We start from the raw sequence: 12176 nt of genomic DNA on the forward strand, positions 1-12176 counted from the left end.
CTTACTCGGAAAAATCAGAAGAAATCATCTTGTACAGGGCCTCGACCGCTTCCTTCTCATCAGGACCATCCGCGATCAGCTTAATAGGAGTGCCCTTTACAATCCCCAGGGACAGCACGCCCAGCAGACTCTTGGCGTTGACCTTGCGCTCTTCCTTTTCGACCCAGATGGAGCTCTTGAACTCGTTGGCCTTCTGGATGAAGAAGGTAGCGGGTCTGGCATGCAGACCGACCTGGTTGTTCACGACTGCTTCCTGACTATACATAAGCTGTACCTCCGCCTCGTCGTTTTGGTGTGACATTAGCATACCAGATTTAACCCGTCTCCGTCAATGATATTTTTCACAAATATTACCCTGGTTTTAACCAAAAATTACCGGGCGAATTTCGAATTTTTTATATTTTATTGAAAAGCCCCGGCCTTTTTCGACGCCAGTTCCATTTTCAGGGACTTTTTCGGCACAAAGGCGATAAAGCAAAGTCGCTATTTTTCTCCGGCAAAAATCGGTTTTGATGCCGGAACCTGTCACCGCAGCTCCGCCACGGTGACGCCATCCTCGCCCTCACCGTAGCGGCCGGGCCGGAAGGACTTTACATACCGGCTGCGCCTGCAGTAGTCCCGGACCGCCTTGCGGACGGCGCCGGTGCCCTTGCCGTGGATGATGGTCACCGTCTCCAGCTTGCCCATCATGGCGGTATCCAGAAACCCTTCCAGCACGGCGATGGCCTCGTCCGTCATCATGCCCCGCAGGTCGATCTGGCTGGGGGCGGCGGCGGTACGCAGGGTGTGCTGGGCCTGGGTGATGATGCGCCGGGCCTCCTTCTGGGCCTTGCCGGCTCCCTCCACCACCCGGACCTCCTCCTGCTTGGCGGTGATCTTCAGGATACCGGCCTGGAGCTGGAGCACCCCGTCCTTGTTCACCGACAGGACGGTAGCCTTCGTCCCCATGGAGACCAGCTCCACCGTATCTCCGGCCACGGCAGGCCGGGTGGGCGGAGGCGCCTCCACCTCCTGGGCGGGACCGCCGATGTTCCGCTCCGCCTCGTTGAGCAGCCGCCGGGACTCCGCCCGGCTGTCGTTGACCTGCTGCCAGTCCAGCTTGTCCTGGCGCTTCTTCATGTCCTTCAGCTCGGCGATGGCCAGGTCGCTGGCCGCCCGGGCCTCCTGGATGATGGCCCGGGCCTCGGCCTGGGCCTTCTCCACCACCTTGGACCGCTCCTCCTCCAGCTTTTTCCGGTACTCCCGGGCCTTGGAGGCAGACTGTTCCATCTCCAGCTTCAGCCGCTTGGCCTCGGCCCGCTCCTTCTCCATCTCCTGGCGCTGCTGGTCCAGGCGGGTCAGCACATCCTCAAAGCGGACGTTCTCCGCGTCCAGCCGGGCGGCGGCCTTGTCGATGATATACTCGGGCAGACCCAGCCGGCGGGAAATGGCGAAGGCGTTGGACTTGCCGGGAATGCCCAGCACCAGCCGGTAGGTGGGGGCCAGGGTGTCCACGTTGAACTCGCAGGAGGCGTTCTCCACCCCCGGCGTGGTCATGGCGTACACCTTTAATTCCGCATAGTGGGTGGTGGCGGCCACTCGGGCACCCAGACCCCGGGCCGACTCGATGATGGCGGCGGCCAGGGCGGCACCCTCCACCGGATCGGTGCCCGCCCCCAGCTCGTCGAAAAGGATCAGGGTGTCCTGGTCGGCCTCCTCCAGAATGCCCACGATGTTGGTCATATGGGAGGAGAAGGTGGACAGGGACTGGGCGATGGACTGCTCGTCGCCGATGTCGGCCAGCACCCGTTCAAATACCCGGACGGTGGAATCGTCCTTGGCGGGGATATGGAGGCCGCACTGGGCCATGAGGGTGATCAGACCCATGGTCTTCAGCGTCACCGTCTTGCCGCCGGTGTTGGGGCCGGTGATGACCAGGGTGTCGAACCGCTCCCCCAGCTCCAGATCGTTGGCCACCGCCTTCTTCCGGTCCAGCAGCGGGTGCCGCGCCCCCCGCAGGTGTAAATACTTGTCAGACAGTCTGGGTTCCGTACATTCCAGCTTCAGAGACAGCTTGGCCCGGGCAAAAACCTCGTCCAGCCACACCAGCAGCCGGTAGTCCTCCAAAATGTCCTCCTTGTGGGCCGCGCAGTCGGCGGACATCTGGGCCAGGATGCGCTCGATTTCCTTCTTCTCCTTGGCCAGCAGTTCCCGCAGCTCGTTATTGGCCTTGACCACCCCCATAGGCTCGATGAAGAAGGTAGAGCCCGAGGAGGACACATCGTGGACCAGGCCGGGGATATCGTTTTTATGCTCCGACTTCACCGGCACCACATAGCGGTCAGAGCGGATGGTGATGATGGACTCCTGGAGGTACTTGGACTGGTTGGAGGAGATGATTTTTTGCAGGATGTCCCGAACCTTGGCCTCGGTGGCCCGCATATGGCGGCGGATGGAGGCCAGTTCGCCGCTGGCGGAGTCGGCGATCTCATCCTCCCCCAGGATGGAGCTGGTGATCGTCTCCTCCAGGAACTTATTGGGGGTCAGAGCCCGGAAGAGATGGGAGATGGCGTTTTTCTCCTCCCCCGCCCCGTATTCCCCGGCGGTGCGGGCCGCACGCAGGACGGCGGCGATGTCCAGCAGCTCCCGGGTATTCAGGCTGCCCCCCATGTCCGCCCGCTGGAGGCTGGCCGCCACCGGACGGATGCCGGAAAAGCCGGGGGTTCCCCGGAGAATCAGCATTTTGACGGCGGCAGAGGTCTCCTTCTGGGCCCGCTCCACATCGTCCAGGTCGGTCATGGGCCGCAGGGCCAGACACCGCTCCCGGCCCTCGTCGGTGACGGCGCAGTCGGCAAGCCGCTCCAGCACCCGGGGCAGCTCCAGGATCTGAATGGATTTTTCAAACAATTCGCTCATGGCAAAAACTCCTATTGAGGAAATCGGTCTTAGTATGCCCCTATTGTCGCACAAAGCGCCCACTTTGGCAAGAGGCGGAGCTGGTACGTTACCTCTTACGCATTACGCGCAATGCACACCCTGCGCCGAGATTTTCCCCCAGCCAAGGATACGTCCGTCCTCCTGCGTTCTCTTCGCGCTTTTTTCCATTGTGTCCTCACAGCCGGGCGGACAGCGGCGCGCCGTCCTCCACCCTGCCCAGCGGGCGGTATACGGTGAAATACATAGTGAGGAAACAGGCCAGACCGCCCACCAGCTGGGACACCGACTCGGCCACAAAGACGCCTGTGGTGCCCATCCAAATGGGCAGGATCACCGTCAGGGGCGCGTTGATGACGGCCTTTCGCAGCAGGGAGAAAAACACCGCTTGCTTGGACCGGCCCAGGCCCACAAAGACCGCCTGTCCCGCCGACTGGAGGGACATGGGGATAAACAGGGCGAAGTAGATCCGCAGGGCAGGGATACCCGCTGCGATGACCTCGGGCTCGTCGTTGAAGATCCGGATCAGCAGTCCGGGACAGGCCATAGCCACCGCCCAGAATATCCCGGCATAGGCTACCGTCAGCCCGCAGCTGAACCGGATGGACTCCCGGACCCGGCTGTACTTTCCCGCCCCGTAGTTGTACCCGGCAACCGGCTGGGAGCCGTTGGCCAAGCCGTGAACGGGCATGAAGAACACCTCACGCAGGGAGTTGATAATGGTCATGATCCCCACATACAGGTCGCCGCCGTAGCTTTGGAGGGTGGCGTTGCATACCACCTGGACCAGGCTGTTGGTCATGTTCATGCAGAAGCCGGACAGGCCAAGCGCCACGATGCGCCGCGTTCTCCTGCCGTCCAACCGCAGACAGGACCGCCGCAGCCTCAGGATGGCCCTGCGTCCGGTGAGAAACCGCAGTACCCAGAGGGCCGAGATCCCCTGAGCCACGACGGTGGCCAGAGCCGCCCCCTTGACTCCCATGTGCAGCACAAAAATCAAGACGGGGTCCAGAATGATGTTGATAACCGCCCCAATGACCACCGTCATCATGCCGGTGGATCCAAAGCCCTGGCTGCTGATGAAGGGGTTCATGCCAAGACTGACCATCACAAAGAGGGTGCCGCACAGGTAGATGGTCATGTAGTCGTCGGCATAGGGAAAGGTGGCGTCACTGGCGCCGAAGAGATAGAGAATGGGCCGCTTCAGGACCATGAAGAAGGCGGTAGCTGTCAGGCCTAGGGCGATTAAGAGCGTAAAGGAGTTTCCCATGATATACTCCGCCTCTTCCTCATCTCCCTGCCCCCGGCAGATGGAGCACAGCGGAGCGCCGCCGGTGCCGCACAGGTTGGCCAGTCCCATGATGATAGACACAATGGGGATGGTGATGCCAAGGCCGGTGAGCGCCAGGTGGCCGCTCCCGGGCAGCCGGCCCAGATAGATGCGGTCCACCACGCTGTACAGCACGTTGACCAGCTGGGCCGCCGTCATGGGCAGAGCCAGAGACAGTATATTCCCGGAAATGCTCCCTTGTGAAAAGTCATTTTTCATCTGAGCCAACATTCCCACCTCCTCACGCAAAGGATACCTGCATGATTGTAACACATCTTGCGCCGGGATAACAGCTTTGCGGGCAAAGAAAAGGGACCGAACATTCTTCCGGTCCCTTTGGGGTCATCCATATTTCTCCGCCAGATACCCAATGGCCTCCACATAACCCTGAAAGCCCTTGCCCATAACGGTCTTTTCACATGCCATACCGGCGTAGGAGATCTGGCGGAACTGCTCCCGGGTGCTCACATCGGAGAGATGGACCTCCACGGCCGGCAGGCCCACCGCCTTCAGGGCGTCCAGAATGGCCACACTGGTGTGGGTGTAGGCCGCCGGGTTGATCACGATGGCATCCATGGTACCGTAGGCCGCCTGGATCCGGTCCACGATGTCCCCCTCATGGTTGGATTGATAGAGCTCTACCTGGACGTTCAGCTCCCGGCAGGTCTCCCGGATCAGCGACACCAGGGCCTGGTAGTCCTGTTTCCCATAGATATCCGGCTCCCGGATGCCCAGCATATTCAAATTCGGACCATTGATCACCAACAGCTTCATTGCTCCAGCCTCCTTATGATCTCCGTCACAGTGTCGTCCAGACTGACGTTGTCCACCGCCCAGTCCGCCGCCTGCTGGTACAGGGGAAGGCGGCGGCGGTAAAGCTCCTCCAGGCTGTTGGCCTGGGAGATGGGCCGTCCCTCTATGGGGAGCTGGTCCAGCGGCCTGCGCAGGAAAATGACGGTGGAATTTTGCCGCATGGGGTCCAGATTCTCTGGCCGGGTGACCGCGCCGCCGCCGGTGGCGATGACCAGTCCGGACTCCCGTCCCACCCGGCACAGGATCTCATGCTCCAGGCGCCGGAAGGCCTCCTCTCCCTCCCGGGCAAAGAGCTCCGGAATGGTGCAGCCCGCCGCTTCCTCCACCAGGGCATCGGTGTCCACCAGCTTCCGGCCCAGGCGGTTGGCCAGGGCCTGGCCCACTGTGGTTTTACCGCAGCCCGGCATACCGATCAGCAGCAGATTGCGGGTGTCCCGCTCCATTTCCCGGGTAATGTCCGCCACCCTCTCATCGGGGATGGGACGGCCCAGAAAGAGCTCCGCCGCCGCCTTGGCCTGGGCCACCAGCATCCCAAGGCCGTTGGCCCACAGCAGCCCCCGCTTCTCCCCGTCCAGCAGGAACTGGGTCTTGGCCGGGTTGTAGATCAGGTCAAAGACACCCTCCAGCGACGGAAACAGGGACAGGTCCACCGGGGACGTTCCCGTGTTGGGATACATGCCCACCGGGGTGGCGTTGACGATGATCCGGGCGTCGGCGTGGCGGTCCAGATTGGTATAGTTGTCCGGGCCGCTCCTGGAGATGGCCACGCTCTCCCCCACGCCCAGGTCCTTGAGCACGGTATGCACGGTGAGGGAGGCTCCGCCGGTACCCAGCACCAGAGCCTTCTTCCCCGCCACCTCCGCTCCGGCAGAGCGGAGCAGGTAGGCAAAGCCGTCGTAGTCGGTGTTGTGGCCCAGGAGGGTCCCGTCCGGACGGCGGAGGATGGTATTCACGCTGCCGATCCGCCTGGCCTGGGGAGTCAGCTCGTCGCAGTAGGGGATCACCGCTTTTTTATAGGGAATGGTCACATTCAGCCCGCCAAACTGCCCCGACCGGAGGAAGGGGCCCAGCTCCTCCGGCACCAGCTCGATCAGGCGGTATTCGTAGCCGGCCAGCTTGCCGTGGATGGCGGGGGAAAAGCTGTGGCCCAGCTTCTCCCCGATGAGGCCGTAATATCTCCGCTCCGCCATGGTCAGCAGATGACCTCGTTATAGGTACCCAGATACCGCAGCTGCTCGCTTTCCGCCTCCAGGTCCCGGAACAGCCGCTCCACCTCGGGCGCATAGACCGAGGCCTCGATGTCAAAGTAGAACATGAACTCGAACTCCCGGCCGGGCAGGGGGCGGCTCTCCAGCTTCTGGAGGTTGATGTTCAGAGCGTAGAACTTGGCCAGCACGTTGTACAGGGAGCCGGGCTTGTGGGGCAGGATCATCATCAGGGAGGTGCGGTCGGCTCCAGGGTAGATCTCCGGGCGCTTGGAGATGCAGATAAAGCGGGTGTAGTTGTTGTCCTGGTCCTGGACGTTCTCCTGGAGGATCTTCAGACCGTACAGCTCGGCGCAGAACCGGGAGGACAGAGCGGCCACGTCGGTGCGTTCGGACTCGGCCACCATCTTGGAGGCCATGGCGGTGTTCTCCACGACAGTGACCTTCACACCCTTCAGGCCGGCCAGATAGTCGGCGCACTGGTTGATGGCCTGCTCATGGGAGAAGACCTCCTTGATATCCTCCAGCCGGGTGCCGTGCTTGGTCAGCAGGTTGTGGCAGATCTTCAGCCGGGCAGAGCGGACGATGGAGAAGTTGTGGCTGAGCATCAGATCGTACACCGCCTTGACAGAGCCGGCAGTGCTGTTCTCGATGGGCAGGATGCCGTATTGGCACATGCCGCTCTCCACCGCTTTGAACACATGGTCAAAGGTCTGGAAGTACATGATGGTGGGGGACTTGAACAGCCGGTCACAGGCAATCTGGGAATAGGCCCCCTCCACACCCTGACAGGCCACGGTGGGCCGCTGGGGGAAGAGATTGGGCGTGGCGCTTATGGCCTCCCGGATGCCGTTGTAGACCTTGGAGCCCAGGCCGATCTTGCCGTTCTGATAGGAGCGGCTGGCGGACAGGATGGTCCGGTACATGGACTGGGCATAGTCGGCCAGTTCTTCTCCCGCCTGGTCGGCGATCTTGCCCAGAAGCGCCCGCTCCCGGCCGGCATCCAGCACAGGGAGCCCCTTCTCTTTTTTATACTCCGCCACCTGACTGGCGGCCTCCATCCGGGCCTTGAACAGTTCCACCATCTGCTGGTCGATCTCATCGATCTGACCGCGAAGCTCTTCCAGATTTTTGCTCATGAGTCTTACCTCCTAGACATGATTCACTTTTTAAATTTGATCGTTCAGTCGGGCGGGACTGTCCAGCAGGACGTCCAGCAGGACCAATGCGGCGGCGGCCTCTACCACCGGCACCGCCCGGGGGACGATGCAGGGGTCGTGGCGGCCCTCCACCGACAGCTTCTCCGGCTCCAGCCGGGACAGCGACACGCTGTCCTGTTCCCGGGCAATGGAGGGAGTGGGCTTAAAGGCACAGCGGAACACCAGGGGCATCCCATTGGTAATCCCGCCCAGGATACCGCCGGCGTGGTTGGTCAGGGTCGTGATCCGGCCATCCCGCAGCTGGTAGGGGTCGTTATGCTCCGAACCCTTCATCCGCGCCGCTCCAAAGCCGGCGCCGAATTCCACGCCCTTCACCGCCGGGATCCCAAAGAGGGCGGCGGCCAGACGGCTTTCCATCCCGCCGAACATGGGGTCGCCCAGTCCGGCGGGCAGACCGGCGGCGATGCACTCCACCACGCCCCCCACGGAGTCCCGTTGTTCCCGGGCCTCCAGGATGGCCTTGCGCATCCGCTCCCCCGCTTTTTCCTCCAAAACCGGGAAAGGCGCTCTTCTCACTCTGTCAAGGACTTCTCCTTGCTCTCCCATGGGATCAAAGGGCCGGTCGGCTATCTCTGCCACGCTCAGGATGTGGGCGGCCACCTGGATGCCCCGGCGGGCCAGGATCTGCAGGGCGATCCCACCGGCCACACACAGAGGGGCTGTGAGACGGCCGGAGAAATGGCCTCCCCCCCTCACATCCTGAAACCCGCCGTACCGCACCTGGGCGGTGTAGTCGGCGTGGCCGGGCCGGGGCACGTCCTTCAGCCGGTCATAGTCCCGGGACCGGGTGTTGGTATTCTCAATGACCGCGGCCAGCGGCGCGCCGCAGGTGACGCCATCCACCAGACCGCAGAGGATCCGGGGCTTATCCGCCTCCTTCCGGGGAGTGGAGGTATCACTGCGTCCGGGAGCACGGCGCTGCAGAAAGCGGTCCAGCTCCTCCAGGTCCACCTGCTCGCCGGCGGGCAGGCCGTCCACGGAAACGCCGATAGCCTCCGAGTGGGACTGGCCAAAAATGGAGACATGAAGATTTTTACCCAGATACGAGGACATCAATGTCGCCTCCCAGCATACGGTAATGCTCCCAAAAGTTGGGATAGGATTTTTTCACACAGTCGGCCCCCAGCAGGGTGACCGGCTTTTCGCACCGGGTGGCGGCGACCGCCGCCATCATGGCGATCCGGTGGTCGTTGCAGCAGTCGATGGCGGTGCCGCCCTCCAGACGCTCCAGGCCGTGGATGGTCAGGCCGTCCCGCTGCTCCTCCACCCTGGCGCCCAGGGCATTGAGAGCGGCGGTGACGGTGGCCAGGCGGTCGCTCTCCTTGACCCGGAGCCGGGCGGCGTTGACGATCCGGGTGGTACCGCTCCGCACGGCCGCCATGGCGGCCAGAGGGGGAACCAGATCGGGGCACTGGGACACGTCGATGTCCACGTCTCCGGGCTCGGCCAGCCGGGCGCTGTACGCCGCTGCCACCCGGTCCCCCTGGGTGGAGTTTTCATTCAGCCCTTCTGCCTTCACCGGGTTCCCCAGAACACGGGCCGCATACCAGAAGCCCGCCTGGGACCAGTCGGCCTCCACCGTCCGGTCAAAGGGCGTATACGCAAATGGCGTAATAGAAAAGGCGTTTCGTTTTTCCCACGGCTCTGCCGCAGCCATCCCCGCTCCCATCAGCGCGTCGGCGGTCATCAGGATATAGTCCCAGCTTTCAATCTCCGTGGTTGGGATGACGGTGGAGGGACCGCCCAGTAGCGGAAGGGCAAACAGCAGCCCGGTAAAAAACTGGCTGGACACGTTGCCCGGGAGACGGAACTCCCCCGGCTCGAGCCGGCCCCGAAGGGTGAGAACGCCATCCTTCTGCTCATAGAAAATGCCCTTCTCCTCAAACATATCAAAGTAGGGCTTCTGGGGCCGCTCCATCAGCCGTCCCCGGCCGGTGAACACGCCGCCTCCGGCCACGGCCAAGGCGATGGGGATCAGGAACCGGAGGGTGGAGCCGGACTCCCCGCAGTCGAAGCGGGGCAGCTCTTCTCCCGTGGGACCGTGGGGAGTCATGCCCCCGATCCCGGTGACCCGGATGTCCCCCTCCCCCAACCGCTCCCAGGAGGCCCCCAGGACCTCCATACAGCGAAGGGTGGCCTCCACGTCCTGAGAGAACGCCACATTTCGGATGGTACTGGTCCCCCGGGCCAGGGCGGCGCAGATGATGAGCCGGTGGGCCTGGCTCTTGCTGGGGGGCGGCGTCACGGTCCCGCGGAGGAGCCGGGGACGGATGACCACGGCGCTCACAGTTCCATCCCCAGGTCCAGCACCTGGGCCAGCTCGCTGTAGTCGGTCTTATGGAGGATACAGCTGCCCAGGCGGTCAGGCTGGATCAGGGTGATGGCGTCGCCCCGGCGCTTCTTGTCCGCCCGGGCCGCCTCCAGCAGGTCCTCCTTCTTCATGGAACAGGTCTTGGGCAGATGGTACTTGTCCAGCAGGTTCTCCAGCACCGTCCGGCACTCCGCCGGACAGCGGCCCATCCGCACACAGGCCCGGGTCATGATGGCCATGCCCATGGCCACACCCTCTCCGTGATAGATGGAATAGCCGCCGCAGCGTTCAATGGCGTGACCGATGGTGTGGCCGAAGTTCAGCACCTGGCGCAGGGCGTTGTCCCGCTCGTCTGCGGCCACCACGTCCCGCTTGATGGTCAGGCAGTAGGCGATGACCCACTCAATGTCGGCGCCGGCGGGATGGCTGGACAAAAAGTCCAGCAGCTCCTGGCTTCGGATCATGCCGTACTTGATGATCTCCGCCCAGCCCTCCGCCTCCACGGCGGGAGATAGGGTCTTCAGCGCGTCGGTGTCACACAGCACCAAATGGGGCTGGGTGAAGGTGCCCACCAAGTTCTTCCCCTCGGGCAGGTCCACGGCGGTCTTGCCTCCCACCGAGGAATCCACCATGGACAGCAGCGAGGTGGGCAGTTGGACACAGGACACCCCCCGCAGGTACAAGGCGGCGGCCAGTCCCGCCATATCCCCGGTAACGCCGCCGCCCAAGGCGAAGACCGCGTCGGAACGGGTCAGCCCCTTCCGGGCCAGGAAGGTGAGCAGCTCCACCAGCGTCTGGGGATTCTTGGAGGCCTCTCCCGCCGGGAAGACGAAATGGTCCACCCGGAAGCCGGCCCGCTCCAGACTGGCCTGGACCGTCTGGCCGTAGAGGGGCCACACATTGCTGTCGGACACGATGACCGCATCCCGGCCCCGGATCAGCGGGGCGGACAACTCGCCCGCCTGAGCCAAAAGCCCGGCGCCGATCTTCACCTCATAGGTCCGTGAGGCCTTTACTGTGATAGATTTCATGGTCGAAGCACCTTCCTTTTTCCACCAGGCTGGTCAGCCGTTGCACTCCAGGGCGGCGGCCCGGACAGCCCGGACGGCCTTGGCCACGTCCTCGAACTGCTCGGGACGGAGGGACTGGGCGCCGTCGCATTTGGCGTGGGGCGGATCGTTGTGGACCTCGATGATGAGGCCGTCGGCCCCGCAGGCGGCGGCGGCCATGGCCATGGGCTTGACATACCGGGCCACGCCGGTAGCGTGGCTGGGGTCCACGATGACGGGCAGGTGGGTCAGCTCGTGGAGGACGGGGACGGCGGACAGGTCCAGAGTATTCCGGGTGGCCGTCTCAAAGGTGCGGACGCCCCGCTCGCAGAGGATAATGTTCTCGTTGCCGCCGGACATGACATACTCGGCGCTCATCAGCAGCTCCTTGATGGTGTTGGCCAGGCCCCGCTTGATGAGAATGGGCTTGTTGGTGCGGCCCAGCTCCTTCAACAGTTCGAAATTCTGCATGTTTCGCGCACCCACCTGGATCACATCCACATCCTCGAACAGGGGCAGATGGTTGGCGTTCATGATCTCGGTGACAATGGGCAGGCCGGTCTCCCGCTTGGCCTCCAGCAGCAGCTCAATGCCGTCGGCCTTCAGACCCTGGAAGTCATAGGGGGAGGTGCGGGGCTTGAAGGCGCCGCCCCGGAGCATGGTGGCTCCGGCGGCCTTGACGCTCTTGGCCACGGAGATGATCTGCTCCTCGCTCTCCACCGAACAGGGACCCGCAATGAGGGCGAAGTTTCCGTGCCCCACCTTCAGCTTCTGCTCGCCCACCTCGATCACGGAATCCAGGGGATGGAACTTCCGGTTGGCGCTCTTGTAAGGCTCGGACACATGCTTGACGCCCTGGACGATATCCAGTCCGGTGATCAGATCGTCGTCCAGCTTGGTGGTGTCGCCGATGACGCCGATGATGGTGGTGTAATCTCCGTTGGAGACATGGGTACGCAGGTTCTGCGACTCGATCCAGTGGATCAGATCCTGGACACGCTCTTCTTTGGCATCTTGCTTGACAATGATAATCATTTTCATCGTTCCTTTCTCACTCCGCTGTCTTCCCAAACCCAACAAAAAAGCCTGCGGTGAAGTGTTTTCACCGCAGGCTTTGAAATGATCCCTTTTTCCTTATGCAAAGGTGGTCACGCCATGATTTGCAGCAAAAAGCACTTTTACCTTGTCAGCACTAAAGCTAAAAAAGTAAAAGTAGCAATAAAAGAAAGCCGCAAACAGGTTCTTCATCGGTATGGGACTCCTTCGCGCTTCAAAAATTCTAGGGAAATCATAGCACCACATTTTTTTCATGTCAACTACTTTTTTCATGAATTT

General features: G+C 62.5%; 10 protein-coding genes. All 10 read right to left on the reverse strand.

Going from position 1 to position 12176, the window contains the following annotated elements; translation table 11 throughout:
- Position 1: 1 nt before the first annotated feature.
- Complete coding sequence (locus I6E39_RS05870; RefSeq protein ID WP_023347782.1) at positions 2 to 265, reverse strand: HPr family phosphocarrier protein; 264 nt, start codon at positions 263 to 265, stop codon at positions 2 to 4.
- A 260-nt stretch (positions 266 to 525) separates the two neighbouring features.
- Positions 526 to 2895 carry an endonuclease MutS2 gene (locus I6E39_RS05875; RefSeq protein WP_235380677.1) on the reverse strand — a complete coding sequence of 790 codons (2370 nt, stop codon included), beginning with the start codon at positions 2893 to 2895 and terminating at the stop codon, positions 526 to 528.
- A 196-nt stretch (positions 2896 to 3091) separates the two neighbouring features.
- A complete protein-coding gene (locus I6E39_RS05880) occupies positions 3092 to 4474 on the reverse strand; it encodes an MATE family efflux transporter (protein WP_235380678.1) in 1383 nt (460 codons plus the stop codon).
- Positions 4475 to 4585: 111 nt separating this feature from the next.
- A complete protein-coding gene (gene aroQ, locus I6E39_RS05885) occupies positions 4586 to 5017 on the reverse strand; it encodes a type II 3-dehydroquinate dehydratase (RefSeq protein WP_235380679.1) in 432 nt (143 codons plus the stop codon).
- A complete protein-coding gene (locus tag I6E39_RS05890; RefSeq protein WP_235380680.1) occupies positions 5014 to 6246 on the reverse strand; it encodes a shikimate kinase in 1233 nt (410 codons plus the stop codon). The genes aroQ and I6E39_RS05890 overlap by 4 nt, the downstream gene beginning before the upstream one ends.
- Before the next feature lie 2 nt (positions 6247 to 6248).
- Positions 6249 to 7400: a prephenate dehydratase gene (gene pheA, locus I6E39_RS05895; protein WP_235380681.1), complete on the reverse strand. Its 1152-nt coding sequence runs from the start codon at positions 7398 to 7400 to the stop codon at positions 6249 to 6251.
- Between the two features lie 30 nt (positions 7401 to 7430).
- On the reverse strand, positions 7431 to 8534 hold the full coding sequence (gene aroC, locus I6E39_RS05900) for a chorismate synthase (protein ID WP_235380682.1): 1104 nt from the start codon (positions 8532 to 8534) through the stop codon (positions 7431 to 7433).
- On the reverse strand, positions 8515 to 9768 hold the full coding sequence (locus I6E39_RS05905) for a 3-phosphoshikimate 1-carboxyvinyltransferase (protein WP_235380683.1): 1254 nt from the start codon (positions 9766 to 9768) through the stop codon (positions 8515 to 8517). The genes aroC and I6E39_RS05905 overlap by 20 nt, the downstream gene beginning before the upstream one ends.
- Positions 9765 to 10823, reverse strand: a complete 1059-nt coding sequence (gene aroB, locus I6E39_RS05910) for a 3-dehydroquinate synthase (RefSeq protein ID WP_235380684.1) — start codon at positions 10821 to 10823, stop codon at positions 9765 to 9767. The genes I6E39_RS05905 and aroB overlap by 4 nt, the downstream gene beginning before the upstream one ends.
- A gap of 33 nt (positions 10824 to 10856) precedes the next feature.
- Positions 10857 to 11876 (reverse strand): 3-deoxy-7-phosphoheptulonate synthase, encoded by a 1020-nt coding sequence (gene aroF, locus I6E39_RS05915; protein ID WP_235380685.1) that lies wholly within the window; start codon positions 11874 to 11876, stop codon positions 10857 to 10859.
- Positions 11877 to 12176: the final 300 nt, after the last annotated feature.

The organism is Pseudoflavonifractor phocaeensis, from assembly GCF_021531375.1.
Lineage (GTDB): Bacteria > Bacillota > Clostridia > Oscillospirales > Oscillospiraceae > Lawsonibacter > Lawsonibacter phocaeensis_B.